This window comes from Chryseobacterium sp. CBSDS_008, from assembly GCF_049959325.1.
Lineage (GTDB): Bacteria > Bacteroidota > Bacteroidia > Flavobacteriales > Weeksellaceae > Chryseobacterium.
The window spans coordinates 3,251,145-3,277,944 of the sequence record NZ_CP188202.1 but is presented as its reverse complement, the minus strand read 5'-3'; the positions used below and the strand labels follow the sequence as shown (position 1 = coordinate 3,277,944).

Here is a 26,800-nt window from a genome sequence, read left to right as displayed (position 1 = left end):
TCACAAATGCTCTCACCAATAACATAATTTAAATCTATAAGGTATTGGTGAAAGTATTTTTACTGTTTATTCTGTTTCGTAATAATTTAACTCTTCGGTCTCACCGGGAAGGGTGACATGCTTCTTAAACTTTAATCCCAGTTTTTCGATCAGCTTTTGGGAAGAAATATTATCTTTTGAAATAATGGCCGATATTTTTGTTAACCCGAATTCATCCATTCCGATAGATTTAACCTTTTGAGCCGCTTCAAAAGCATACCCTTTACCTTCATACTCTTCCAGCAGAGAATATCCGATATCCACAATATCCAGCCCTTCTCTTTCGAAGATTCCTACAGCTCCTACTTTTTCATTTCCTTCTTTGGTTACTAAAAGATAGTTTCCAAAACCTAATCTTTCAATCTGTGGAGCAAATCTGTTCAGTATATAATTTTCAGCATCTTCAATACTATTAACATTACGGTTACCGATATGCTGAATAAATTTTGGTCTGTTGTAAAGCTCAAAAATAAAATCTTTGTCTTCAGGAGACATGGGACGAAGGATTAACCGCTCGGTCTCATAGATATCATCTGCGTTTGGGTGTTTTTTTAGGCTCATCTTTCTTTGGTTCTTCTTTTTTTTCGATTTTTAAAAGTCTCGGGTTATTAGCACATTTCTTATTGTAAAGCTCAATATAGGTTCCATTGTCTTTAACGTGGGTTACAGCTCCTGTTGATTTATTTATCGTTACTGTATAATGGGTTTTCTGGTAAGGACATTCTTTTGAAGTAAGCTTTCCGAGGTCCAGATAGTAATTTGAGTTATCTTCATGGTAATTTCCTGCAAGATCCTTAAACTCCTCATCTACCATATATCCGTCTGCGGCTGATACGACTGCGGCCTCCTGAGCATTATCAATTCTATCTACAAACTTTTTCAAGCCTTCAACATCAGTAATATAGTTTACTTTTCCTCCTTCTGAATAAGCAATATAATAAAAGCTGTCTTCACTGGGGAAAAGATTAAATCCTGAGAACTGAGGGGTATAATTTACCTTACCCGAAATCTTGATTTCCTCACCTTTCCCATAGCTGTTGTATACCAACACCCATGAATCTACCCTGTTACTCGGGTTGATCTGCTGTAAAATTGCAGGAATGTTTGAAAATTTTTTCTTCTCCTGAGCATATCCTAAGATTCCCAACAGTAAAAATGTAAGAATTGTAAATTGGGTTGCAGCTTTAATCATAATTTAAAAATCAGCAGAAATATACCAAATATTACATGAACTTTTCGCCTTTCTTAAAACTTTTTAAATCAAGAACATAATCCTTGATAAGCTGATCATTCTCCCTCGGACAGATAAGAAGAGCCTTGTCTGTATCTACAACAATGTAGTTCTCAAGGCCATCAATGATCACAGCCTTGTTATTATTTTTTAAACGGATGATATTTCCTTTTGAATTATAAGAAAGTAAATGCTTTAGTTTTACAGCGTTTCCGTCTTTATCTTTCTCTGTATTTTCATATACGGACGTCCATGTACCCAGATCGCTCCATCCTAAGTCTGAAGGAATCACATATACGTTCTTTGCTTTTTCTAAAATCCCGTTGTCAATAGAGATTTTCTGAACCTTTGGATAAATGGTTTCAATACAGCTGTTTTCTTCTTCTGAATTGTATTCACAAGCCATAAAGTGCTGCATCATCTCGGGAAGATAAAGATTAAAAGCGTGGTGAATACTTTTTACATTCCATACAAAAATCCCGGCATTCCAAAGGAAATCCCCACTTTCCAGGAAGCTTTGGGCAATTTCAAGGATGGGTTTTTCCGTGAATGTTTTTACTTTAAAATATTCAGAACCCTTTTTTTCTACAAACTGAATATAGCCGTAACCCGTATCAGGCCTGGTGGGAGTAATACCTAATGTTACCAGATAATCATTTTTTGAAGCCACCTCAAATGCGAGCTCCACTTTTTCCAAAAACACATCTTCTTTTAAAATCAGGTGATCGGCCGGCAATACAATCATCGTTGCATCCGGATTGATCTCAGCAATCTTGTTCGCCATATACAGGTTACAGGCTGCCGTATTCTTCATCAGCGGCTCACCGACAATATTCTCCTCGGGAATCTCCGGAAGCTGTTGATGGGAAACAGGAACATACTCTTTATTCGTAATCACGAATATCTGCTCTTTAGGAATTACCTTACTGATTCTGTCATAGGTCTGCTGAATCATAGTGCGTCCGGTTCCTAAAATATCCTGAAACTGTTTTGGAAATTTTTGCGTACTCATCGGCCAGAACCGGCTCCCGATTCCTCCCGCCATTATCACGCAGTATCTATCTGATTTTAACATTATTAGCTACATTTTTCTACCCTTGCTAAAGGCTTGAAAGAATACTTCCTTCCAGTAGCCAGGTTCTTACAAAGATAGTTTTTTTTAACCAGACCCTCCAATAAATACTTTTCGTTGCGGTAGATAAAAAAATCTCCCTTTTGAAGTTCCTCGATAAAATGAAGGGTATCATCTTGTTTCTCAGTATGAAAATACCTTACCAGATCCGGGCTGGCCATGAAATTGGCTTTAGGTGACTTTGAAAATTTTATAATGATAGGCCTCAGCTCTTCGTCATAAATTTCAAGGCTTTCCAGCAGCATATTTCTGAACGTTTCTTTCCATTCGTTGCCGTGAGGAGAAATTTTTCTTCCATATTTTTCGAATGCAATAAGATGTGCCAGCTCATGAGTCAGCACGAAGAAAAATAACTGCGGGGTAAGCGTAGAATTTACTGTAATTTCATGAGAATGATCCGGAAGCTTCCTGTAATCTCCCAGTTTTGAATTCCTGTTTCTTGTAACTTTTATATGAATATAGTGATCTGAAAACCAGATTCTTAAATATTTAAGAGTATTTTGGGGTAAATATTTTTCTAATGATTGAATAGGCATTTTACAAACTTAATGGAATTCCCGCATAGAAATTCAATAGTTTAAGACTAAAAAGATAATTATATTTTGCCTGCGCTACTGATCCCTGTGCATTTGCATAGTTATTTCTCGCTACATTTACGTCATAGATTGTTGTTCTTCCTGCAGTATAGCTTTTATCCGCAAAGTCAAGAGCCAGTTTCGAGCTTTTTTCTGCCTCTAATGCGGCAAGATATGTTTCATAATTGGCATCAGCATCAAACTGGGCCTTCTGTATATTTTGTCTTACTGTTTGTTTCTGCTGTTCAAGAGAAATTTTGCTAACGCTTTCATTTAACTTAGACTGCTCAACCTGTAGTTTGGTTTTCCCTTTATTAAAGATGGGGATATTAAGTGACAATCCTACATTCTGTCCAAACTGATCTTTATATTGCTCAAAAAAAGTTCCCTGCACAACACCTGGTGGAACATTAAAGGATTTATTGTAAAACGTATTAAGACCAGCACTAGCCGTTAATGTAGGCCAGAATGCTGTTTTACTGATTTCAGTCTGCGCTTCGGCAGATCTTATCCTGCTTTCGGCAGCTTTTATCTGAGGCTGTATATCATAAGCTTTTGTAAGAACCTCATCAACATTTATCAGTTGTGAATCAAGTGCTTCAGGAATTTCTACATTTTCCACATCAAAATCTTTGTAATCTGAAAGCTGCAAAAGCTGGGCGATGGCAAACAAAGCTCTTCCTACGTTCACCTCCGCTGTTTTAAGATTCTGCTTTTCTCTCGCCCAGGCGGCTTCTGCTTCCGCTAAAACAGTCTGTGCAGTGGTTCCAACCTGAGTGGTTATCTTTGCTCTGTCATGCTGCTTTTTAGCATTTTCTACAGCGCTTTGAGAGATTTTAACAATCTCTTTGTTCAGCAAAGCTGTTAAATATTGCTGGGCAATTTGTACCGAGATATCATTTTTGATGGCTTCAATATCATATTGGCTGGCTTCTACATCAAACTGAAGTTTCCTTACATTTTTCTCTAATCTTCCATTATTATAGACCAAAACATCGGCACCTACACCAACACTATTGTTGAATCTATCGTTTCTATAACTTCCTGCTCCCAATGACCCTTGTCCGAAACTTACCCCACTCGTAATACTTCCCGATACAGAAGGCAGATAGTCTCTTTTTGCTGCTTTAAGGTTGTACTCCTGGTTTTGCTTGGTATATTGATTTTGGATAACCTGAAGATTATGCTCCACCGCATAGCTTACACATTCTTTTAAGGACCATTTCTTCTGAGCGCTTAAACCCAGACAGCTTAGTCCAAAAACGATAATCCAACCTTTTTTCATATTATGTAGATGTTTATTTGTTTTAATGGTCATATGGAATCGCATCACCTTCGTTCAGTATTTGAGCAGCAAATCCCAGCGATTTCATATTAAGATTTTCCCTATTAGACGAAGTAAATATAAAAAAGTTACAGCTTTAATAATTAATATTTTTTAGCTCCCCGCAGAATCTTCATATTATAGCAATGAGATTACTCATCGGTTTATGTAAGAAGCAATAACAATCTCCTCAGTCACTATATATGACGCTTCCGGGGAAGAATGCTGGCTGATAAAAGATAAATTCCACAGAGTTTATCTTATCTTCTTTAACAGCAGTGAATGCCATTATTATTGTAAATGTGGCGCTGGAAAACGAGAAACGATTGTCAGAAAAATAAAATTTTAATTAAATTTTCATATATGTAAAAGAGAGCCTTCGCTGGCTTTCTTTTTGTTGAATCTCAAATGAATTTTTGACAGTAATTTATGCGTAATGACTATTTTTGCCCCGTGTAGCAATTCACAAAAACTTTAAGAAATTTTGTATCATGACAAATGCGCAATATCAGGAAGCTATTGACTGGCTTTTCGTACAGATGCCCAACTACCAGATAGATGGACAGAAGGCTTATAAACCCGGTTTAGACAACATTACAAAGCTATGTGCTTTTTTTGGAAACCCTCAGGATAAGATCAAATGTATCCACATTGGCGGAACCAATGGAAAAGGTTCTTCAAGCAATATGCTGGCGTCCGTTCTTCAGGAAGCCGGCTATAAAACAGGATTATATAATTCTCCGCACCTTGTAGATTTTACTGAGCGTATAAAGGTCAATGGAAAAAACTGTAATAAAAAATTTGTCTTTGAGTTTATTCAAAAACTAAGAACTCTTCCGGAGGATATTCGTCCCTCTTTCTTTGAATTTACAACCATCATGGCTTTTGAATATTTTTATCAGCAGCAGGTAGATTTTGCCATTATTGAAGTTGGATTGGGAGGAAGACTGGACTCAACAAACATCATTACACCTTTGATTTCGGCTATCACAAATGTTCAGCTGGATCATCAGAATATACTGGGTGACACCATTGAAGAAATCGCAGCTGAAAAAGCTGGAATCATTAAAAACAACATTCCCGTTATTTCCGGTGACGAAAATGAAGTCGTAAAAAATATTATTTTGAAAAAAGCCGGGCAGGAAAATGCTCCTTTTACAGATGCTACTCTAATTAATACAAACCTTGAGTCTGATCTGAAAGGAAAATATCAGCAAAAGAACATCAGGGTTGTTCTGGCTGCAGTAGAGGAATTAAGAAAACTGAAGGTCCCTATTTCTGACCATGCTCTTAAAAATGGGCTTCTCCATGTTCATCAGAATACAGGCTTCATTGGCCGCTGGTTTGAATTTTCAAAAAGTCCGCTTACGATTTGTGATACGGGGCACAATCAGGCGGGTTTGGAGTATGTTTTTTCACAATTAAATTCAATTGACAGGCACAAGCATGTCATTTTGGGGTTTGTTAATGACAAAAAAATAGATGATGTGATGAAAATACTCCCTGAAAATTCTGAGTTCTATTTTGCGAAACCATCTGTCAACAGGGGCAGACAACCGGAAGATTACGAAAACCTGCTTCAGGAGGCGAAAATTTTTTATAAAATTTTCAATTCCGTACAGGAAGCGTATCTGTCTGCAAAAGAACGCTGTACAAATGAAGAAATGATTTTCATTGGTGGAAGCAATTTTGTAGTGGGAGATTTTTTAGAAAAAAATTTGGAGATTAAGGAATAAGTCGTATATTTGCACCACTCTAAACAAGAGAACAAGTCTAGAGGGTTCTTAGCTCAGTTGGTTCAGAGCATCTGGTTTACACCCAGAGGGTCGGGGGTTCGAATCCCTCAGGACCCACAGAAAAGGAAACGAAACCTTTCAAAAAAATTCGGGTTCTTAGCTCAGTTGGTTCAGAGCATCTGGTTTACACCCAGAGGGTCGGGGGTTCGAATCCCTCAGGACCCACAAAAAAATCTCTCTTTTTCAAGGGAGATTTTTTTATTTAATTTCTTATTTATAATCTTCCCTCCGCTTTTCCCTATATTTATCTACCTTTGCCTGCATTTGAATTTGCCCTACGTGAAGCAGCTCCATATCATATCATTCAACTATCCCTACCCTCCTTCTTATGGTGGTATTATTGATGTATATTATAAAATTAAGTCCTTATCTGATCTGGGAATAAAAATCCATCTTCACTGTTTTATAGATGAGGTTCCTTCAACGATTGATCCGGAAGTCAAAGAGATTACGGAAACTGTATTTTTTTATAAAAAGAAAAAGAATCCGCTTCTTTATTTTTCAGGAATACCTTTTGCGGTCGCTATCAGAAATTCTCAAGTTCTTCTTAAAAATCTGGAAAAGAATAAAGCTCCCATCTTGTTCGAAGGCTTACAAACAACCCATATTATGCGGCTTCTGAAAGATAATGGCCACAAACTTTATCTCCGTTACCATAATAACGAAACAGAGTATTATAAAGGTCTTTCTTTTTCAGAGAAAAATGTATTCAAAAAGTTAATTTATAAAATTGAATCTTTAAAATATACCGGATATCAGAAAAAAATTTTAAAAAAATTTGAAAGCGTATTCTGCCTGTCTGAAAAAGAGTATAACGAAGTACAGGCCCATTCGGAAAATGCACACCTGATTCATATCTTTCACGGTAACGAATCGGTAAAGGAATTGGAGAAAAAAGGAAAGTATTTTCTTTTTCATGGGGACCTCACTACCGCTGACAACAAAAGAGCATTGAATGATGCTATTGATTTATTTAAAACCCTTCCACAGTATAAATTAGTTGTAGCATCCGATCGTGCCACTGAAGACATTAAAAGGAAAATTTCAACAGCTGAAAATATCAGCCTCACCCCTATTCAAACCACAGAAAACCTTCACCGTCTTCTGGAAGATGCCCATGCCAATATTCTGATTTCTTACCAGAATTCGGGAACAAAAGTGAAGCTCTTTAATACGCTTTATCACAGCCGTTTTATAATTATTAACGAGAATATTACAGATGATCCTGTTTTGAAGAGTTTATGCTTGCTTGGATCTGATATGGATGAAATCCGCCAACAGATTATCGCCTCTGCTGAAAAAGAGTATCAGGATACTGAAAAGAGAAAAGAAATCTTAGAAAAAAATCACTCTGACAAAGCTAAAGCTAAGGAGATCATAAAGATTATTTTTAAAAATTAACCCTATCCACCACTTTCTGGATATTAAATTCTTCAAGACAGGCCCAATCACCTCTGTAACATTCTTTATCTCCAAAAACAGAACATGGCCTGCAGCTGAGATCTTTTACCTGAACCACATCTTCTTCACTCTGCCCAAATCCTAAAAATCCGGCATACGGATGAGTAGCGCCCCAGATAGAAACACATCTCGTCCCTACGATGCTCGCCAGGTGCATATTGGCGGAATCCATTGAAATCATGAGCTCCAGCTGAGAAATCTGATTGAGTTCTTCGGTAAGATTTAATTGCCCGGAAAGATTTTTTGTATTGGGAATCTGAGCCTCCCATTTCTCAAGGGTTTCCGTCTCTTTTTTACCACCTCCAAAAAAATAAACAGTATGCTTTTTGGCAAGAATTCTGACAAGCTCATATGATTTTTCCAGGGGAAGCATCTTCCCTGTATGTTGGGCAAAAGGTGCAAAACCAATCCCCGATTTATGCTCTGAAAGCGGTTTTAATTGATGAGAAAGCTCTACTTCGAAGCCCATTTCACGAAAAACATCAGCATATCGCTCCACCGTCTTTTTCAGCTGTACTTTTTCCAGGTTCCAGACATCCGTAAGATGTTCCTTCTCCTCTTTGCCTTTATCAATTTTGAAAACCTTAAACCCTTTCCTTCTGTATATTCTATCCAGAATCTTAGTCCGGATTACATCATGGAGATTGGCAATACAATCCGGATTAAACTCACGGATCAGCTCATTGCTGAGTTTCCTCAAACCAAAAAATCCTTTATAATCATCCAGGTCGATTCCTTTAAAAGTGATGTTGGGAATTCCCGCAAACAGGGCTTCGAAATTTTTTCTGGAAACCATAATAATCTCCACGCCGGGATTCTGCTCCAGAAACTCTCTGAAAACAGGCACAGTCATTGCAACATCTCCGAATGCGGAAAAACGATATGCTAAAATTCTGGTCACGGTTATGATTTCAGTTGATAAGCAACTGCATAAAATTTGATCTGCTTCGTCATCGCCATCAATCCGTTGGCTCTGGAAGGTGAAAGAAATTCCTGCAGTCCTATTTCTGCAATAAAATCAAAATCAGAATCCAGGATTTCCTGCGTGGAATGTCCACTATAAATACTTACTAATAGTGAAACAATACCTTTGGGTAAAATGCCATCAGAATCTGCATTAAAGAAAAGTTTCCCATCTTTAAATTCGGCATCAATCCAAACTTTGCTCTGGCAGCCTTTAATCAGATTTTCTTCTGTTTTTCTGTCTTCCGGTAAGCCTTTCAGTTCTTTTCCAAGATCAATAATGTACTCATACTTTTGCTCCCAATCTTCAAGAAAAGCGAATTCATCGATTATTTCCTGCTGTTTTTCTTTAATGGTCATTTTAAATCAAATTTCTTTCTGCAAAGATAACCAATTTTGTAAAAATTATTTACGGGCTGCTTTTTCAAAAAGTTTCAGGATTTTTGTTTCTTCATTTTCCCAGCAAAATACATCTGCAGCCTTATTCAGTTCACTCTGATAATGCAGTCTTCCTCTTTGAAGAACCAGATTAATCGCTTTCTGAATGGTTTCGGGCTTATGGTCCGGAATAATTTCCCCTACATCAAATTGTTTTTTTATCCTTTGCATCTCCGGAAAATTGATCATTACAAGCGGCACTCTGGATTGAATATAGTCACAAACCTTATTTGGAAGTGAATAATAATAGCTTACGCCGTTGTTTTCTTCGAGACTGAATCCTGCATCAGCAGTTTTGGTTATTTCCCTGAGGTTTTCCGGTTTCAGCTTTCCCAGGAAAAATACTTTATCCTGCAGTTTTTGCTGAATGACAAGCTCTTCATATTCTTTTTTCTTTGGTCCGTCACCCGCTATTTTCAAGACAGCATCTTTAATATGATGCATTGCCACAATCATTTTTTCTATCCCTCTGGATTGATTAATCGCTCCCTGATACAAAATAATTTTAGGATGATTTTCCGGAATTTCTGGTGCAGAAAGGATCTTTCTGGGAATATTTCTTACCACCACCGGATTGACATTATACTGTTCATGAAACCATTCGGCATAGCTTTCACTTTCTGTCATCATCAATTCCATGTGAGGAACCAGCTTTCTTTCGAGCACTCTCCAGAATTTCTGGGAGAACCTGTTTTGAACCGATGGCATTTCCGTGAAAATTTCATGACTGTCAAAGACTAACGGGATGTCCAGTTTTCTGGCAATGAGATAATTTGGCAGAAGAGCGTCAATGTCATTGGCATGAAGGATCGTATCTTTGTCCGCTTTTTTCTTCAGTTCTTTATATAATTTCCAGTTGAACTCAAAATAAGCCGTCTTTAAGCTTTTGGACTTCAGCGCTATTCTTGAAAAAGGATAAGGACGATCCATTTTTTCATTCCCTTCCCAGTCATTACCGATCAGATCTATGGAATAGCCGCTGTCAAAAAGGGTTTTGCATACCTTTTCGATCCGCTGGTCGGTATACAGATTACTAAAGGCGGACGTAATTATTTTTTTCCTCATCAACCTTTCTTACCTAGAATTAAATGATAGATCTGAATGAAGCAGATTAACCCGTTTGGGATGATAACCGGCCATAGCAGGTCGCTAAAGAAGCCATAAATGACAGAACAAAAACTCAATACAATAAAAACAGAAGCAGAATAGCCGATGTAAGTGGTAACTTCAGGATTCATGGGGAAAATTTATGGATAACAAACTTAATCATTTTCAATAAGATAATAAAATTTTTTCTGCCATAAAGTCATTAATTGGTTTTTGGTAAAATATTTGTAATTTAGATAATGAATAAAAGGTAATGTTGCCTTTGTTCTAATGAGATATATTATGGATTATAAGTTTTCACAAGGTTTGAGCCAGGTGTTCAAACAAAGCAAAAGCGAAGCTAAAAGGCTGAAAAGTGAATTTCTTAATACAGAACATCTACTTTTAGGTATTATAAAAACGGAAAACTCTGCAAAAGAAATCCTTCAAAACCTTAATGCGGATTTAACACAAATCAGAAGAAAAATTGAAACTCTAAATACAGCAAGTCTTAATCCTATTTCTGAAGAGGTTACCAATATTTCTTTCACTAAAATGGCAGATCATGCTATTAAACGTGCAGAGTTAGAATGCCGACAATATAAAAGCAATGAGATTAATACCGTTCACCTGCTTTTAGGTATTCTTTATAAATATGAGGATCCTACTTCAAATATTCTGGGAGCTTATGACATCGATTATGAGGGAGTTTCAAGAGAATACCAGACGATGCTTAAAAATTCAGGACAGGCACCACAGATGAGTGCTTATGATGATGATGATGAGAGAGAAGAATTTGAGCAAATGAGAAAGCCTACAGGAAATTTAGGTTCTGCAAAAAGTAAAACACCTACATTGGATAACTTTGGTAGAGATCTTACTTCTTTGGCTAGAGATGGAAAGCTGGATCCAGTGATTGGCCGTGAAAAAGAAATTGAGAGAGTTTCTCAGATCTTATCGCGTAGAAAGAAAAACAACCCTCTTCTTATCGGGGAGCCGGGAGTTGGTAAATCTGCTATCGCTGAAGGGCTGGCATTAAGAATTCAACAGAAAAAAGTGTCGAGAGTTCTTTACGGAAAACGTGTGATCACTTTAGATCTGGCCAGTTTAGTTGCCGGAACTAAATACCGTGGCCAGTTCGAGGAAAGAATGAAGGCGATTATGACAGAACTTGAGAAAAACAGGGATGTCATTTTATTCATTGATGAGCTTCATACGATTGTGGGAGCAGGAAGTTCTACAGGAAGTTTAGATGCTTCCAATATGTTCAAACCAGCTTTGGCAAGAGGTGAAATTCAATGCATCGGGGCAACGACCCTGGATGAGTACCGTCAGTATATTGAAAAAGACGGGGCTTTAGAAAGAAGATTCCAGAAAGTAATGGTGGAGCCTACTTCTATTGATGAAACGGTTCAGATTCTGAATCAGATCAAAGATAAATATGAAGAACACCATAATGTAATCTATACTCCGGAAGCTATTCTGGCGTGTGTCAACCTGACATCTAGATATATTACAGACCGTTTCTTACCGGACAAAGCGATTGATGCGATGGATGAAGCAGGATCACGTGTTTATATCAAAAACATGAAAGTTCCTACGGAAATTATTGATTTTGAAAAGAAAATCGAAGATATTAAAGAACTGAAACAGAAGGCTGTAAAAGCTCAGGACTACCTTGAAGCGAGAAAGCTGAAAGATGAAGAAGAACGTCTTCAGATGGAACTGAATTCTGCTCAGGAAAAATGGGATAAGGATGTAAAAGAGAAAAAAGAAACCGTAACGGAAGAAAATGTAGCGGAAGTAGTTTCTATGATGAGCGGCGTTCCGGTAACGAAAGTTGGTAAGAACGAGCTTGACAAACTTGCCCAGATGGATGAGAAGCTTAACGGAAAAGTAATCGGGCAGGAAGATGCTGTGAAAAAAGTAGTGAAAGCTATTCAAAGAAACAGAGCGGGTCTTAAAGATCCTAACCGTCCTATCGGTACCTTTATTTTCCTTGGAACAACCGGAGTTGGTAAAACCGAGCTGGCTAAAGTAATGGCAAGAGAGCTTTTTGAATCAGACGAGTCTCTGATCAGAATTGATATGAGTGAATACATGGAGAAATTCGCGGTGTCAAGATTGGTAGGTGCGCCTCCGGGATACGTAGGATACGAAGAAGGTGGTCAGCTGACGGAAGCCGTAAGAAGAAAACCTTATGCGGTAGTTCTTTTGGATGAAATTGAAAAAGCCCACCCTGATGTATTCAATATTCTGTTGCAGATTCTGGATGAAGGACATGTTACGGACAGCTTAGGAAGAAAGATTGACTTTAGAAATACCATCATTATTCTGACTTCAAACATCGGAACAAGAGATCTTAAAGATTTCGGAGACGGCGTAGGATTTGGAACTTCTGCGAAGAAAACCACTTCAGACTCAAGAGCAAGAAGTACCATTGAAAATGCCCTTAAAAAAGCATTTGCTCCTGAATTCTTAAACAGGATTGATGATATTGTAATCTTCAACTCTCTGGTACAGGATGATATCAAGAAAATTATTGATATTGAACTGAACAAGCTTTATGGCAGACTTGAAAAATTAGGATATAAAGTAGAGCTTACTGAAGAAGCAAAAGACTTTATTTCTGAAAAAGGATGGGATAAAGATTTCGGTGCAAGACCATTGAAACGTGCGATCCAGAAATATATTGAGGACTTATTGGCAGAAATGCTGGTAAACAAGCAATTGAGCGAAGGAGAAACCGTAATTCTTGATCTTAACGAGGCAAAAGACGGATTGATCGGGAAAACGCAGAAAACGAAAAAATCAGCGGCTGAGAAATCTTCTCAATCGTAATTGAATAAATAAATTTAATTTTAATAGAAAAGCACCGGAAAATTTTCCGGTGCTTTTTGTTTTATTAATTTTGGCTAAAGACGACTGAATTTTGGTCTCTGATTAAACGGACTAAGCCCGTTTCTATTGATATACCAGGCATTAAAGTCCTACCACAAAACCGATATTCGGGATCAGACCACTTGAAAATACACTGGAATTCTCTTTCCAAAGTACGTTATACATGAGTCCCAGCTGCATAAAGGAATTATTCCCGATTCGCTGCATATATCCTCCTCCAAGGTACAGCGCATTTTCTTCCGTATTATATTTGTAATCATAGTATTTATCCTTGTAGTCAACAAAATAGTGCTGGTAATTTGCCCCCAAATAAAATGATCTGGCAAAATAGTAATTGATAAAAGGTCCTACTCCGAACATGGTAGATTTATAATAATCTGAAGTCTGCCAGGAGACAGTTCCCACTACTCCTCCTTCAAGATCATCCGTAAGCCTGTAACCTACTCTTGGTGAAGCAGAAAGGTTAAAGGCACTGTTGCTTCCAAATCCCAGCCCAATGCTTCCTCCGAAGGTCCATTTGCTGTTTTCCTGTACTGGTGTGCTTACTGAAACCTGGGAAAATACTGATCCTGAGCTTATCACCATCATAGAAATAATAAACTTTTTCATATCTAGATATATTTTGTTTGATGATATTTTATCCATCTATCACTTATTATCAGCATATTAAGATGGTCATTATAATTACTATCGTTTTTATCAATGTTTAAAATTATGGTTTTTTTACGACTTTATTAATTGTATTTTTGCCGCATCAAACTAAGAACTCCCGTTAAGAGTTTCGTAAAATTGAAAATACAATGAAAATAGTAGTAGGCCTCTCCGGAGGTGTAGATTCTAGTGTTACAGCTTATCTGCTGCAGCAGCAGGGCCATGAAGTGGTGGCCTTATTCATGAGAAACTGGAACGATGCTTCCGTAACATTAGAAGATGAATGTCCCTGGATTGAGGACAGTAATGATGCCCTTATGGTGGCACAAAAGCTTGGAATTCCTTTCCAGGTGATAGACATGAGTGAACTTTACAAGGAACGTATCGTTGACTATATGTTTGCCGAATACGAAAAAGGCAGAACTCCCAATCCTGATGTACTGTGTAACAGAGAAGTGAAGTTCGATGTGTTTATGAAAACCGCAATGTCTTTGGGTGCCGATAAAGTAGCTACAGGACATTATGCAAGGGTAACTTCCACTTTTGATGAAAACGGTAAAGAAATTTTCCATCTTCTGGCCGGAAAAGACAATAATAAAGATCAGTCTTATTTCCTGTGTCAGCTAAGCCAGGATCAGCTTTCAAAAGCGTTGTTTCCGATCGGAGAACTTACAAAACCACAGGTAAGAGAAATTGCAAAAGAAATCGGTTTGGTAACGGCTGATAAAAAAGATTCCCAGGGATTATGTTTTATCGGGAAAGTGAGCCTTCCCCAATTTTTACAGCAGCAATTGAAACCCAATGAAGGTGAAATTGTAGAAATCTTCAAAGATTCTCCTTTATTTTCGGAAGAAAAACCTGAATTCTCATCCAAAGAAGAAGAACTTGAGTTTTTATCAAGAAAAATCAATTATAAAAAAGCTGACGGAAAAGTAATAGGGAAACATCAGGGAGCCCAGTTTTTCACGATCGGACAAAGCAAAGGTCTTGGAATAGGCGGACACAAAGAAAGCTGCTTTATCATCTCCAGAAATATGGAAAACAACATTCTTTTTGTAGGAGAAGGAAGTCATTTCCCAGGACTTCACAAAAAAGCACTGAAAATTGATAATGCTGAACTTCACTGGGTACGCGAAGATATGAGGCTTCAGCATGGAGAATCAATGGAAGTAATGGCCAGATTCAGATACAGACAGCCTTTACAGAAAGCAACGCTGTACCAGTTTGAAAATGCTTTTTATATTGAATTTGATGAGCTTCAGTCTGCTATTGCTGAAGGACAGTTTGCTTCATGGTATATTGATGAAGAGCTTATCGGCAGTGGCGTGATTTCGTAAGAACTTTGGGTTTCGGGATACAATATTCCGGGACCAATACCAGAAGAGGTTTACGTCCGTTCCGATTTGAAAGTATGGCTATCCCATTTACGATCAACAATACATCATAAAGCCCGGAACATTTTGTTTCGGGTTTGTTTTTTATAATAGGGTTACTTTATCTTTTCATTGACATGACCTGACATAAAAAACACTGTCACAATACATTCTGCTATTAAAATCATAACCAGAAATCCAATAGGTTTCCCAAGCATTGCTCCTCTGATCAGCTTTATTATTCCCAGTAAAAAAATAAAACCTGCAATATAAAGTGTTGTGTTAGAAATAGCTTTTTCAAAGGATTTTAACATAAAAACCGAAACATAGAATCCTAAAATCAGGATCAGATAGAACTTCAAAAATTCTGGTCCTTTAAGAATAACCGGATTAAATGTCTGATGGGTCGTCCCAAGCCAAATAAAGCTTATCACAACCGGAACTGAATGAATGATGGCCTTTTTCATAGTGATAATTTTTTATCCTCCACAGCCACCACATCCTCCACAACCACCGCAGCCGCCTCCACAACCTCCTCCTCCGCTGCAGCCAGAGCTGCCGCAGCTTCCTCCTCCGTCACTATTTTGCTTGTCCTTTCTGTTAGGACCGGAAACCTCGTTATTTCCCACGATTGACCCTATTGCTCCAAGGATGAAAATAATTACAAATACCACTGCTGTAACCAGTAATCCTGTAAAACCATCTCCTTCTGTACATGAAAATAGCAGCAATAAAATAAAGACCGGGGAAAAAAAAGCCATCTTTCTGATCCACAATTGCACTTTGCTTTTTTTCTTCAGCTCATTCCATATTTCTTCAGGAGCCTCCTGCTGAAATACTTTCCGGTAGCTGGCTAATGTGTCCTCAAACCAGTTCTGATGCTTTTCTTTCTCCGCAAATCCTCCTTTGGAAGGATGATGATGGAGCGGTCTTTTTAAAATGTGAGGGCAGAAATCTTCCCAATAGTTCTGAGTATAGATCAGATGCATATGCCATACTTTATCTACTATTTTGCTGGGAGAAGCGCCATTGGGAAGAATACAGCAGAGATACACAAACTTTTTATATTCTTCTATTGCTTTTCTTGCAAAATCAAGGCTCCAGCTTTCTTCTTTTGCGAGCTTTTTTGAGAAAGGAAAATCAACGCCGGGAGCATCCATAGAAAATCCCTGTATTCTGTTCCAAAGGGATTCATCTTGTACTAACATTTTTGTTTCCATTGTTTTAAATTTTGTTTTTCTATTCAAATATCAATGGATTTAAAAATATAAAAGTCTCGTAAAAATCTTTTTTGGTTTGAAATAAATCTTAAATTAGTCTTATAAAAAGCATTAAGCCTGCCACAAAAAATAAACAGATGAAAAAGGAGGATATTCTGCATCTTGAGAAACTGATGAACTTCTTAAGCCGGCAATTTTTAAAGAAAAACAATTGGGAAGATGTTACCAAAACTGAATGGTCCTACATCAGCGCTGAACTGAATGAACTGATTATCAATGATCATTCTGAAAAAGAAATTAAAAAAGAACCAGATCTTCTGGGAACGAATTATCTGTATGAACATCTGATTATTAATAAACTAAAGAAATTCAAACAGAATGAAAATGCAGTTTTAAGCAGACCCAATCTTGCTAAATTGAGCCTAATTGTCAAAGTTTTAGGGTATTCCAATTACATAGATTTTATTAACTCCAATACGGAAGCCTTTAATTTCAATGATCTGAGGATTGATATGAATAATGTTAATCTGAACACTGCTCTTTTAGACCGTTTAATAGGCTGCTGGTATTCTTATAACAGAAATCTTCCTGATAATCCTTTAATGGCAAAAGAAGACCGCATATGGCGTTCTGCTATGGAGATTTATAAGTCGGAAACCACCGGAGAATATTTTATTGAAAGAAGCGGCGGGGATCATCATAAATATTTCGGAAAGGTAACCGCTTATTCGGATTATGTGTTTATCATCATGAACAGCAATACGTTTATTCGTCAGAGGCATTTCATTTCAAGAATAAAAGATAGTAAAGAAAAGCTTAAAAACCCGGACTATAAGCTCCACGAAATCCACTTTATAAGCACCTGTATAAGCTTTAATCAGGAGCCGATTGCCCTGTTTGAAATCTTCAGGAAAGCAGACAGAAAAAATTTTATGTCAGATTCTATCAGCTTTCCTATTGATAGTGATGAAATTCCTGAATCTATTGTTAAACAGCTTGAAGACACCGAATCTAACAGAATTGATTACAGATAGTTAAATAGAAAAATACAGAAGTTTAGCATTATAAAAAAAGGCTGTCTCAATAATATCATGATCCATAGCAGTTTTCGGGTTTGTATTTATTTCTTCTATGTCCAGAAGTATTTTACCCATTCAAAACCAAATCGGATTGAGCGTATGTATTGGAGAAATACGGTGCTGCCCCTCCAATGGAAAATGTAGGCAGCGGTTTTTACTGTATTTTCCTAATTTTGAGGATAAAAAATAGAAAGGAACAGTTTAAAAAATATTAATATAAGATCCATGGTGTTTGTTTTTTAATTACTCTTTATCAACTGACTAACCAGTCTTTAAAATCTTTTACGCGGTCTCTGCTTACCGTAATTTCCTCTTCGGGCTGAAATTCCAGATCTACTTTGTAATATGGTGAAGTATGAATATTTTTTATATAATCTGAGCTGATAATAAACTGTCTGTTGACACGGAAAAATTTCTTCTCATCGAGAACGTCTTCCAGCTCATCAAGGGTAAAATCTGAGGGATAAGTGCGGCCTTCGGTCTGAAGATAAACGATTTTATTCTCACTGAAAAAGCAGCTTATTTCATGAGTCTGTATTATTTTGAGGTTGTAGCCTATTTTAACCAAAACCCTGGAAAGGGTGGATTTTTCTTTTCTGATCAACTGCTTGATGTCCTGAGAACCATTCGTATCGTTGGCAGGAATAAATGATTTAAATTTCTCCACCGCACCTTGCAGATCTTCATCCAAAATGGGTTTTAAAAGATAATCAATACTGTTCAGCTTAAAAGCTTTCAGGGTATATTGGTCAAAAGCTGTTGTATAGATAATGAAACCTTTGGTTGGTGTTTTCTCAAAGATATCAAAAGACAGTCCGTCACCTAAAACAATATCAGAAAAGATCAGCTGCGGATGCTCGTTTTCAGAAAACCAGGCAACTCCTTCTTCTACGGATTCTATTTTGGCAACTACTTCAATTTCAGGAAAATTACTCAGCATTCTTTCCAATTTCCTTGAAGCAGGTTTTTCATCTTCTATAATGACAGTTTTGATCATTGAGCTTTAATTTTGGTTTTCATATTTTAGGAAATAAAGTTAGATAAAAAGCGGACAGATTTTAATAATTTATCGGCTTTTTCTCTTCTCTGAGTTCTTTTTCAATCATATTTTTTCCCATTCGGAATCAAAGAGAAAGAGTTTTACGGCTTTAGTAAGGATGATAAATCCCCAGATCACAAGGAAGATATAGCTGTCAAACCATCTAAAATGGATCATCTTTTCACCAAAAATATCATCAGGAATGATAAGAACAGCAAACAGGGCAAATATAAAAAGGCTTCTATAGAATTTTTTGATGTTGCGGGTTCTTGTACAGGCAGTTTCGTAATCCATGATCGTGTAAATTTTTAGTTATTATTGCTCTTTAGAATGTTTTTATCTGTTTTTCTTCTTTCTCCATCAGCTCCTTTATTTTTCTTTCTTCCCAGCTTTTTCCTATTCCAAATACGTTTATTGCATGAAATGCAATTCCAATTCCCCAGCCCAGTGCAGGCCATAGAAACCACAGATATCCAGGAGCCGTTACAAGGTTCAGTATGGCCAAGAATGGAATAACTATACCATAAGAAGTAAGGTTTCCATAGAACTCTTTCAGCTCTTTTACTCTTTTTGAAGCTTTTCGGTAAGCAATTGTTTCTTTATTCGGTAAAATTTCCATAATATTTTATTTTAAAGGTTAATTTGTTTTTCTTGAGTCAAAGGTAGCTCAGATAAGGGGTTCAAATCAATTTTATATAACCGAATGGTAGAAAATGATATCCGAATGGTAAAAGTCTGTCATTAATAGATAAATGGAATCAGTTTCTTCGTGCTTTTTCTGTATTCAATATACTCTTCCCCGAACTGCTCCACCAAAGCCTGCTCTTCAATTCTGATCCTGTAGGCAAAAGCTAAAAAAGGAGGCACAAAAGCAAAAATTAATGACAGCCAGTTATTTAGATACAAACCAAGCCCAAGAGATGTGAGCAGGGAAAAAGCATAGGAAGGGTGTCTCAGATACCTATAAAACCCTTCTTTTTTAATTTTATGATCCTGCCTGATGGTAATATCTACCGTAAAATATTTTCCAAGAGATCTGATAATTATATATCTTACAATAATCCCGGTAAGAATGAAAAGCTCACCCAGATAATGAATCCAGTTTCCATCCACAATCGGAAAACGGGTATTGTAGGATATAAAAACTGAGGTCATGATGGAAAAAGGGATGGCCAGCCATAAGAGATTCAGGGTAGATTTATCTTTATCCTTTTTATCTTCTTTACCGGATTTGAGCATGTTTTTATACAGGAACTCAGTGAAAAACCAGGCAGCCATTGAAATGTAGAACAGGGTTGATAAGGTATTCATTTTCAGGAAGTTTTTAAGTTAATCATTCTGTAAAAGGTGTAAGAGAACAGCAAAAAAGGAGTATCAGCCTAAGAAATAACAATTTACATTTTTGCGATTTCGTTCTCATGTAATTTGTCTTTAATGATCTTTCTGTTTATCCATCAGTTCCTTAATCTTTCTATCTTCCCATTTTCTGATAAAATTAACACGGGGTAAAAAAACGGTAACAGCGTGTGCAGCAAGCCCTATCCCCCAAAAGATAGCCGTAAAAAAGTTTTTAAACTGAAAATAGCTTTCACCTGGCTTCAGACTTATATAATTATAGACAACAATCATTGCATTCACGGCAACATAAGCGAATAAATGACCGTAAAAACCCCTTAATCTTTCTACCTGTCTCCTGGCACGCTGATATTCAATATTATTTTCGTCAAATGATTCCATCGTTTTATTTTTTTTGCTTGTTCATAATTTCCCGGATCTTCTTTTCCTGCCATGATTCTCCTACTCCAAATACCTGAAAAGCGTGGGAAGCAACACCAATTCCCCATCCCAGCACCGGAAACCAGAACCAGTGGCTTCTGCTGTTTGTAAATAGATTGATAAAAATTAAAAATGAACATACAGTACAGTAAGAAATCAGATTTTTGTAAAATCCTTTTATTTCTTTTACTCTTTTTTGAGCACGGATGTATGCCGCAGAATCATCTTCATGTTTGACACTGGAAATATAAGGCTTAGCCAAAAGCATCGGAAGTTTTACTTTAAAATGATCTTCAGATTTTTCTATAAAGACATTTCGTTCCGTAAGAAGGGAATAACGCTGTACAATATTGGCAAGACCTATTCCTGAGCTTTCTTTGATCTGTTCCCTTACCTGAAGGTTATTTTCAATGCAGAGTGTATCTCCATCTGAAAAAATTCTGATGATCAGAGGTTTTGATGATGTGGCAAAATTGTGCTTGATACAATTCTCCAACAACAGTTGTAAGGCCAATGGAACCACATATTTCTGGTAATCTTCTTTAGCGACATCAAAGGTGAAATCTACACTGTCTTCAAACCTTGTTTTCAAAAGCTCACCATACGTTATCGCAAATTCTATTTCATCTTCTACCGTTACGAGCTCTTTATCTTTCTGTTCAAGCACATAGCGGTAAATCTTAGACATTGAAGCGGTAAACTTCTGCGCCTGCCTTGGATTTTCATCAATCAGAGCGCTTAAGACATTCAGTGAATTAAAAAGAAAATGAGGATCCAGCTGGTTCTTTAAACTTTCAAACTGGGCGTTTGCGGATTTGGCAATAAGCTTCTGCTCCACCACTTCTTTCCTGGAGGTCTTTTTGAGCTCTACCATAAAGCTCTTGGCATGAAGGAAGGCTGAAATAAGCAACGCAATATTGATGGTAAACCAATTAATAAAATTATATTTTCCCAGGAAATACTCTTCTGTAGTCGCTGCTTTTTGGATGATCACAAAATTGATATAATTACAGAAATAAACCAGTACAATATTGACAACAATAATAGAAATAATACTTATAACGGCTCTTTTGGTAGTTGCTTCCGACCATGGAACTTTTTTATTCAAAAAGCTGTTCAGCAATCCGTTTCCTCCTCCCAGCACAAAAGAATAGATAAAAGAAATCAGGAGTGTATACAGAAAGTTTTCAAGATTCTTTTCGTCAGTAAAGGCGAAAAAGAAAAACATGGAGACTGCCAGTGATACCCAAAATAGGACGATAAAGTTTTTCCGTTTCATGATCTGTTTTCTTGACTCAAAATTAGTTTTTATTAAAGGTACCAAAAATTAATTCTTACCGAACGGTAGATTTTCTTTTCTGAGTGGTATTAAAAAACCTTCACGAATGAAGGTTGATTTGTAAAATAGTAAAGGTTATTTAGCTTTTTCTTCCGGAAGGCTAAGGAAATAATCAGCTTCTCCTTTTCCCCAGTTGGGATCTAAAGGTGTTTTAGGCTTAAATGTTTTAAACATTGCCTGAGCATCTTTAAACATTTCCAGTCCTTTGGTTTTGCTCCCTCCGTACTGCTCAGGAGTAAAATAGACATCTTCTGCTTTAATCAGGGCAATTCTAGGATTCGAAGGTTCCAATTTTTCTGCAATATTAAGTTCTTCAGCAGCTCTTGCGCCATCTGTCATATAACGCTGGGCAGGGTTTACCATCATTCTCAGGGAGTAAGACATTTTTCTCAACAGGTGTATTTCTGCATTATCTGCTCCTGCAAGGTTCTGAGCCATTGAAAGATGCTTCTCAGCCTGATCTGCAATGGCATCCAATTCCTGCATTTTTCCGTCTCTCATCAACGTTCTTCCTTTTTGGATATAAGAAAATGCCGCATAGTAGGCCGGAAGCCATTTTGAGCTCTCCTTACTTCCTATTCTCTGGAAGTCATTGGCCAGGGTCTGGAAATCTTCTGCTGTTTTACAGGCTTCTATTCTGGCTATTTTTTCAGACATTATTTTGTCGTAATCTGCCTGTGCAAAAGCTGTTAAGCTCATCAAAGCTAAAGCAAAGCTTAAAAAATATTTTTTCATAATATTAAATTTAAATGTTTGTTCTAAGATATGTTTTTATAAATTATTATTGATTGCATCATCTGTTTTGTCTACTCCGAAGCTTATAAATGCTCCTATGAAGACAAAAGTATTGACTGGCGGAACGACTGCTGAACTTCATTATAATCTTTTAACCGTCCCTCATTCCGGGTATAATTAATCACTTCCCCATTTTCAGTTTTAGAAGCAATATCATAATAAGGACGCCCCTTTGCGTAGGTATAAGACAAGTTTACCCCGAGTTTCCATTCCGGAATAAATCTTTTGGCCACTGCTGAAAGCGTATGCTGAGCTGCGAAACCTGGCTGCAGGCTTACAGGGTAATTCAGAAAATCTCTTTTTGAATCCAGATAAGAATAGCTGATCCAATAGTCGATATTTTCAAATGTTTTTTTATTATCTCTCCAGAAAAACTCCAGCCCTTTTGCATATCCGTATCCATCATTGTTTAAAGCCGTCTGAATCTGTTCTTTATCCTGAGTAACATTGAAGGTTTTGATCAACTGGTCATATTTTTTATAAAACGCCTCAAAACGTAATGTTCTGCCTTCTGAAGCTCTCTGAACCTGAAAAATATAGTGCTGTGATTTTTGGAAACCTAGATTTGCAGGCCCATTGATGTATTTACTTTCCGGATTCTGATAAAAAAGTCCGTACGCTAAGGATGTGGTCCAGTCTTTGGCAAGACGGTATGCAATGGCAAAACGAGGGGCAATATTATCTTTTTCTAAAAAAGAAGAATGTTCTGCTCTTACTCCAATTTTCGCAGACAATGCATTGCTGAATCCGAGATCTGTTTCCACAAAAGCGTAAGAAATCAAATCTTTATAATGTTTCTGTACCGCTTCAAAATTCAGGTTTTCATCCGTATTATTCAATTCAATACCTCCTCTCAGCGCACTGATTCTGTTGATTTTTCTTTCAAGAACAGCTTTGAAATTCAGATAATTTCCGTCTGTCAGAAGTTCGCTTCTGTTGGATTCAATGCCGTTGGTTTCTGTAGAAAAATGAAGATCCGATCTGTTGTATGAGTAAGAGCCACCCACATTCAGAAGGTATTTGCCGAATTTCTGTTTAAAGGAAAGATTATGAAACGTATTTTTACCGTTAAGCTTTACCAGGCTGAAATCATATCCGGATTCAAGGCTTTCTGATCTTACTCCCATTTTATTGGAATTGAACATGCCAAAATATTTGAAAAAACCTCCTGATTTTGTTTTAAACCTGAAATTCAGATCTCCGTTAAGCCCCTGCGGTGCTTCAACAAAGTCTGTATTAAAATTAAAGACTTTCTGCATCAGACTTAAAAGAGAATAGCCCGCTGTAGCTCCGTAGGAATAGCTTTTATTATCTCCGAGCTTCTGAAATCCCGCATTTACGAAAATAGGTGATATTCCAATATTATAAGAACTTTCATCCGGAAGATCAACACTTTCCAGCATCAATGCTCCTGAAAGAGCCTGTCCGTATAATGCAGAATAGCCACCGCTTGAAAATATATTGCCTTTAAAAAGAGACGTATTGAACTGATCTCTTCCTGCAATTCCCGGAACAGAATTAGAAAAATAATTGTTGATAAGGCTTCCGTCCATAAAAATTTTAGACTCGGTTCCTGTTCCACCACGGATGAACAGGCCTTCTGTTCCGCCTACTTTCTGAACTCCGGGAAGATAGGTCAATGCTGAAGAAATCTGTCCGTCTGCTCCTGCTGTCGTATAAATATCAATCGGGCTAAGTAATGCTGTTGCCCTTTTCTTGTCACTGGCTTCAATAGACCCTGCAGAAACTACTACTGCGTCTATTTCGCTGATCTGTTCTTTAAGATCAATATTCAAAGAAATATCCTGATTCTCAATAGTAACCATTCTTTCAATATTTTCATATTTTGGATGGGTAAAAGTTATGATGTGAGCTCCTTTTTCAGAAGTTTCGAATGTAAAATTCCCCTGAGCATCTGTTGTAGCCCCATCATAGGTGTCTTTCAGCGTCACGTTTACTTCCGCTACGCCTTTATTTTTGAAGGAAACTTTCCCCGATATTTTCACCTGGGAATATCCCATGATGGACGTGAGAAAGAGAATCAGGAACAGTATGTTTTGTCCTTGTGTTTTCATTTTTATTGTTTTCTGGATCAAAAATAGCACAAGAAATACCCTTCTGTAAAAAATTTATTACCGAAAGGCATTCTTTTGCTCCCGAATGGTAATTAATGAACCGGGATGCAGAAATCCACGATCATCTTTCCTTCCGGATGTTCTTTAAAGTTGGAGTGATAGATTTCGTAAGGAAAAGTTCTCCTGGTAGTGTAATTGTTCTCATTCATCCATAAAAACAAAGAAACCCAGCACTGTTCAAAGTCGTTGAGGGTAATTTCGCCACTTCCAACAATGTATTTCCCTCTCTCTAATGTTTCGGGAAATACTTCTCCTTCCTGTTGTCTCAGTTTTTCACCCAAAAGCATACAGGCATGAATTCTTACTTTATCAAGAGGGGTTATCTTGCAGCTGTCATGATAAACTGAAATCATTTTAAGATTCTCCCGAGGAAAGAGGTTTTTCTTTTTTGCCCAGTCAATCAAGATGTTGAAAGAAGGTTCTACATTGGCCATTCCAAGGCTCATTACGGATGCCGGGTGCATTTCAGGCATTTCTTTTACTTCAATTTTTAAATTCATATTGGTCCAGTCTGACAGGTTTTCAATGTTGCAAATGTATTGGCTGAAAACCGTATCTACTTGTCCGTTCTTGCTGTGTACCGATAAAATCCTGTGAAATTTTTCCGGAGCCGATCTGCGGAATTCTGTGGGTGCAAGACCGTAATGTTTTTTGAATGTTTTGCAGAAAGCTGAGTGGCTTGAAAACCCAAGATTCCAATAGATCTCTTTGATTTCCATACTTTTATGCATCGCCAGATGAAGGGCACTTTTTTCTATTTTCTTCCGGATAATATAGTTCTGAAGAGTTTCTCCTGTGACCAGCTTAAATATCCTGTGGAAATGAAACGGTGAATAGGCACTTATCGTTGCAATTCTTTCCAGAGACAAATCCGCATCAATATGATTATCAATATATTGAATTGTTTTTACAATCCGTTTTTTATACTCTTCCAATTCAAGGTTGTTAGTTTACAAAGATATTTTTCGGGCCCGGGATTTTGTTGTCTTTTATTGCTATTATCAAAAATGGAGTTTATTTTTTATTAAATATTTATGCTTCAAAATGTTTAAAAATGAGAGCTGTTTCTTTAATTTTCTGATCCGAAGAGGCTATATAGCTATGGTAATCTTCATGAATAAAAATCTCTCTGGTGAAGAATCTTTCACCTTCTATCATACACTCGTCTTTTACAACTTCAAAAGTATCCAGAGGAAGCATCATTCCTACTCCATGGGCTTTTATTACGGCCTCTTTTCTTGTCCAGTAAGTGAAAAAACCTTTCATCTTATCTTCAGCATGCTGAATTTCCTCAAGTTCTCTGCCGGTCATCTGAAATATAAAATCCTGATAACTGATCTTCGGATCATTAAATTCCACATCTATTCCCAAAGGATATTCTGCAATGGTACAAACAACAAGATCTTTAGAATGCGATATATTAAAATGAAGATCATTTCCTTTCAAATAAGGTTTTTTGTTGGGAAGAATGCCTAATTCTGCTTCACAGATGCTATAATGCGTTCTCAATCCATAATGTAGAAGAACTTTTCCCAGTAAAGAAAGCTGGGTATCCTGCCATCTTTTGTATCTAAGAATATCCTGTCTGATTTCCTTAGAAAAAGCAGGCAGATACTGGTCCAGAAGAGATTGGTGTTTTGCTTCACTGATAAATGTGTACAGAATAATCATTATTTTTTTTCCTGATATAAATGCCAGATTTACAAATAGCTTTCAGCGACTAAAATAAGCTTTTTTCACCTCTTTTAAAAAGTTAACCTCCCCTGTCTGTGTTTTCAGAATTAAAAGTTTAAAATAAGCCCTATTAAGTTTATCACACAATTAACTTTTAAAAAAGACTGCGATCATAGAGCGCTTTGGAAAATCTTTTTTAAATTTATCGTAAAATCACTTTAAATCATTTAAAAAATGAAAGTACAAACATTAGCATTATTGGCGGGTTGTGCATTTTTGGCTGCTTCTTGCGGTACCACAAAAACGTACGCTGTAAATGCCAAAAGCGGAACGCAGACAGGAGGAACTGCAAAGTTTACCCAAAACGGAAACGAGGTTACGATGAAGCTGGATATTACCAATCTTACGCCCGGAATCCATGCAGTACACATTCATGAAAAAGGAGACTGCTCTGCAGCAGACGGAACTTCTACCGGAGGCCACTGGAATCCTTCCAAGAATGATCATGGCAAATGGGGAGCTGAACATTTCCATATGGGAGATATAGGAAACCTGATTGCGGATCAGAACGGAACTGCAACATTGACTTTCAAAACAGACAAATGGTGTCTGGGCTGTACCGATGAGTCCAAAAACATTATTGGAAAAGGCCTTATTGTACACGCTGCAGCAGATGATTTCCATACCCAGCCTACCGGAAATGCCGGAGGAAGAGTGGGATGTGTAGAAATTAAGTAATTCCATTATTCAATAATAAAGCCGCTAATTTTCAT

General features: G+C 37.1%; 27 protein-coding genes and 2 tRNA genes. 8 read left to right on the top strand and 21 right to left on the bottom strand.

Translation table 11 applies throughout. From position 1 onward, the window contains the following. Nucleotides 1–66 precede the first annotated feature (66 nt). The 5 genes from ACP3T3_RS14835 to ACP3T3_RS14815 are packed head-to-tail and all read right to left on the bottom strand — an operon-like array spanning nt 67 to nt 4,262. Nucleotides 67–600 carry a GNAT family N-acetyltransferase gene (locus ACP3T3_RS14835; protein WP_426476597.1) on the bottom strand — a complete coding sequence of 178 codons (534 nt, stop codon included), beginning with the start codon at nt 598–600 and terminating at the stop codon, nt 67–69. Continuing rightward, a complete protein-coding gene (locus ACP3T3_RS14830) occupies nt 569–1,231 on the bottom strand; it encodes a hypothetical protein (protein WP_426476596.1) in 663 nt (220 codons plus the stop codon). The genes ACP3T3_RS14835 and ACP3T3_RS14830 overlap by 32 nt, the downstream gene beginning before the upstream one ends. A 31-nt stretch (nt 1,232–1,262) precedes the next feature. Further along, nucleotides 1,263–2,345, bottom strand: a complete 1,083-nt coding sequence (locus ACP3T3_RS14825; RefSeq protein WP_426476595.1) for a mannose-1-phosphate guanylyltransferase — start codon at nt 2,343–2,345, stop codon at nt 1,263–1,265. A 2-nt stretch (nt 2,346–2,347) separates the two neighbouring features. Next, the gene (locus tag ACP3T3_RS14820) at nt 2,348–2,938 is read right to left on the bottom strand and encodes a SprT-like domain-containing protein (RefSeq protein WP_426476594.1); all 591 of its coding nucleotides are present in this window, start codon (nt 2,936–2,938) and stop codon (nt 2,348–2,350) included. A 1-nt stretch (nt 2,939) separates the two neighbouring features. Continuing rightward, a complete protein-coding gene (locus ACP3T3_RS14815) occupies nt 2,940–4,262 on the bottom strand; it encodes a TolC family protein (RefSeq protein ID WP_426476593.1) in 1,323 nt (440 codons plus the stop codon). 530 nt (nt 4,263–4,792) lie between these two features. Here ACP3T3_RS14815 and ACP3T3_RS14810 point away from each other — a divergent pair. The 4 genes from ACP3T3_RS14810 (at nt 4,793) to ACP3T3_RS14795 (ending at nt 7,498) form a co-directional block, all read left to right on the top strand. Beyond that, the gene (locus ACP3T3_RS14810; RefSeq protein ID WP_426476592.1) at nt 4,793–6,037 is read left to right on the top strand and encodes a bifunctional folylpolyglutamate synthase/dihydrofolate synthase; all 1,245 of its coding nucleotides are present in this window, start codon (nt 4,793–4,795) and stop codon (nt 6,035–6,037) included. A gap of 42 nt (nt 6,038–6,079) precedes the next feature. Next, nucleotides 6,080–6,154 (top strand) — tRNA-Val (locus ACP3T3_RS14805). Nucleotides 6,155–6,187: 33 nt separating this feature from the next. Beyond that, nucleotides 6,188–6,262 (top strand) — tRNA-Val (locus ACP3T3_RS14800). 114 nt (nt 6,263–6,376) lie between these two features. Continuing rightward, nucleotides 6,377–7,498 carry a hypothetical protein gene (locus tag ACP3T3_RS14795; protein WP_426476591.1) on the top strand — a complete coding sequence of 374 codons (1,122 nt, stop codon included), beginning with the start codon at nt 6,377–6,379 and terminating at the stop codon, nt 7,496–7,498. On the opposite strand, the gene ACP3T3_RS14790 is transcribed toward ACP3T3_RS14795, so the two are convergent. Genes ACP3T3_RS14790 through ACP3T3_RS14780 form a run of 3 tightly spaced genes read right to left on the bottom strand, consistent with a single transcriptional unit; the run spans nt 7,488 to nt 10,024 of the window. Next, on the bottom strand, nt 7,488–8,411 hold the full coding sequence (locus ACP3T3_RS14790) for a glycosyltransferase family 9 protein (RefSeq protein WP_426479979.1): 924 nt from the start codon (nt 8,409–8,411) through the stop codon (nt 7,488–7,490). The genes ACP3T3_RS14795 and ACP3T3_RS14790 overlap by 11 nt on opposite strands. Before the next feature lie 50 nt (nt 8,412–8,461). Continuing rightward, complete coding sequence (locus tag ACP3T3_RS14785) at nt 8,462–8,881, bottom strand: SufE family protein (RefSeq protein WP_002982105.1); 420 nt, start codon at nt 8,879–8,881, stop codon at nt 8,462–8,464. Nucleotides 8,882–8,926: 45 nt separating this feature from the next. Next, nucleotides 8,927–10,024 (bottom strand): glycosyltransferase, encoded by a 1,098-nt coding sequence (locus ACP3T3_RS14780; RefSeq protein ID WP_426476590.1) that lies wholly within the window; start codon nt 10,022–10,024, stop codon nt 8,927–8,929. A gap of 324 nt (nt 10,025–10,348) precedes the next feature. On the opposite strand from ACP3T3_RS14780, the gene ACP3T3_RS14775 reads away from it, so the two are divergent. Then, nucleotides 10,349–12,886 carry an ATP-dependent Clp protease ATP-binding subunit gene (locus ACP3T3_RS14775; RefSeq protein WP_426476589.1) on the top strand — a complete coding sequence of 846 codons (2,538 nt, stop codon included), beginning with the start codon at nt 10,349–10,351 and terminating at the stop codon, nt 12,884–12,886. Between the two features lie 141 nt (nt 12,887–13,027). Here ACP3T3_RS14775 and ACP3T3_RS14770 read toward each other — a convergent pair whose 3' ends face one another. Continuing rightward, the gene (locus ACP3T3_RS14770; protein WP_426476588.1) at nt 13,028–13,555 is read right to left on the bottom strand and encodes a hypothetical protein; all 528 of its coding nucleotides are present in this window, start codon (nt 13,553–13,555) and stop codon (nt 13,028–13,030) included. 191 nt (nt 13,556–13,746) lie between these two features. Between ACP3T3_RS14770 and mnmA the strand changes: the two genes are divergently transcribed. After that, nucleotides 13,747–14,934, top strand: coding sequence for a tRNA 2-thiouridine(34) synthase MnmA (gene mnmA, locus ACP3T3_RS14765; protein WP_426476587.1), 1,188 nt, complete (start codon nt 13,747–13,749; stop codon nt 14,932–14,934). Between the two features lie 152 nt (nt 14,935–15,086). Here the strand turns inward: mnmA and ACP3T3_RS14760 are convergent, their stop codons facing one another. Then, nucleotides 15,087–15,437 carry a hypothetical protein gene (locus ACP3T3_RS14760; RefSeq protein ID WP_426476586.1) on the bottom strand — a complete coding sequence of 117 codons (351 nt, stop codon included), beginning with the start codon at nt 15,435–15,437 and terminating at the stop codon, nt 15,087–15,089. Between the two features lie 12 nt (nt 15,438–15,449). Next, nucleotides 15,450–16,190, bottom strand: a complete 741-nt coding sequence (locus ACP3T3_RS14755; protein ID WP_426476585.1) for a glycine-rich domain-containing protein — start codon at nt 16,188–16,190, stop codon at nt 15,450–15,452. Between the two features lie 137 nt (nt 16,191–16,327). Between ACP3T3_RS14755 and ACP3T3_RS14750 the strand changes: the two genes are divergently transcribed. Beyond that, nucleotides 16,328–17,224 (top strand): hypothetical protein, encoded by an 897-nt coding sequence (locus tag ACP3T3_RS14750; RefSeq protein ID WP_426476584.1) that lies wholly within the window; start codon nt 16,328–16,330, stop codon nt 17,222–17,224. A 298-nt stretch (nt 17,225–17,522) separates the two neighbouring features. Here ACP3T3_RS14750 and ACP3T3_RS14745 read toward each other — a convergent pair whose 3' ends face one another. The 10 genes from ACP3T3_RS14745 to ACP3T3_RS14700 all read right to left on the bottom strand — a co-directional run bounded on the left by ACP3T3_RS14745 (nt 17,523) and on the right by ACP3T3_RS14700 (nt 26,024). Continuing rightward, nucleotides 17,523–18,266: a LytR/AlgR family response regulator transcription factor gene (locus ACP3T3_RS14745; protein ID WP_426476583.1), complete on the bottom strand. Its 744-nt coding sequence runs from the start codon at nt 18,264–18,266 to the stop codon at nt 17,523–17,525. A 105-nt stretch (nt 18,267–18,371) separates the two neighbouring features. Then, nucleotides 18,372–18,602, bottom strand: coding sequence for a 2TM domain-containing protein (locus tag ACP3T3_RS14740; RefSeq protein ID WP_426476582.1), 231 nt, complete (start codon nt 18,600–18,602; stop codon nt 18,372–18,374). A 31-nt stretch (nt 18,603–18,633) separates the two neighbouring features. Further along, nucleotides 18,634–18,927, bottom strand: a complete 294-nt coding sequence (locus tag ACP3T3_RS14735) for a 2TM domain-containing protein (protein ID WP_426476581.1) — start codon at nt 18,925–18,927, stop codon at nt 18,634–18,636. Nucleotides 18,928–19,049: 122 nt separating this feature from the next. Continuing rightward, a complete protein-coding gene (locus ACP3T3_RS14730; RefSeq protein WP_426476580.1) occupies nt 19,050–19,619 on the bottom strand; it encodes a methyltransferase family protein in 570 nt (189 codons plus the stop codon). Nucleotides 19,620–19,739: 120 nt separating this feature from the next. Beyond that, a complete protein-coding gene (locus ACP3T3_RS14725; RefSeq protein ID WP_426476579.1) occupies nt 19,740–20,045 on the bottom strand; it encodes a 2TM domain-containing protein in 306 nt (101 codons plus the stop codon). A 4-nt stretch (nt 20,046–20,049) separates the two neighbouring features. After that, nucleotides 20,050–21,363, bottom strand: a complete 1,314-nt coding sequence (locus tag ACP3T3_RS14720) for a 2TM domain-containing protein (RefSeq protein WP_426476578.1) — start codon at nt 21,361–21,363, stop codon at nt 20,050–20,052. A 135-nt stretch (nt 21,364–21,498) separates the two neighbouring features. Continuing rightward, nucleotides 21,499–22,158, bottom strand: coding sequence for a hypothetical protein (locus ACP3T3_RS14715; protein ID WP_426476577.1), 660 nt, complete (start codon nt 22,156–22,158; stop codon nt 21,499–21,501). 95 nt (nt 22,159–22,253) lie between these two features. Beyond that, nucleotides 22,254–24,293, bottom strand: coding sequence for a TonB-dependent receptor (locus ACP3T3_RS14710; protein ID WP_426476576.1), 2,040 nt, complete (start codon nt 24,291–24,293; stop codon nt 22,254–22,256). Nucleotides 24,294–24,385: 92 nt separating this feature from the next. After that, nucleotides 24,386–25,288 (bottom strand): AraC family transcriptional regulator, encoded by a 903-nt coding sequence (locus tag ACP3T3_RS14705; RefSeq protein ID WP_426476575.1) that lies wholly within the window; start codon nt 25,286–25,288, stop codon nt 24,386–24,388. Between the two features lie 97 nt (nt 25,289–25,385). After that, nucleotides 25,386–26,024, bottom strand: coding sequence for a 4'-phosphopantetheinyl transferase family protein (locus ACP3T3_RS14700; protein ID WP_426476574.1), 639 nt, complete (start codon nt 26,022–26,024; stop codon nt 25,386–25,388). Between the two features lie 237 nt (nt 26,025–26,261). Here ACP3T3_RS14700 and ACP3T3_RS14695 point away from each other — a divergent pair, with 237 nt between their 5' ends. Further along, nucleotides 26,262–26,765: a superoxide dismutase family protein gene (locus tag ACP3T3_RS14695; RefSeq protein WP_426476573.1), complete on the top strand. Its 504-nt coding sequence runs from the start codon at nt 26,262–26,264 to the stop codon at nt 26,763–26,765. Nucleotides 26,766–26,800: the final 35 nt, after the last annotated feature.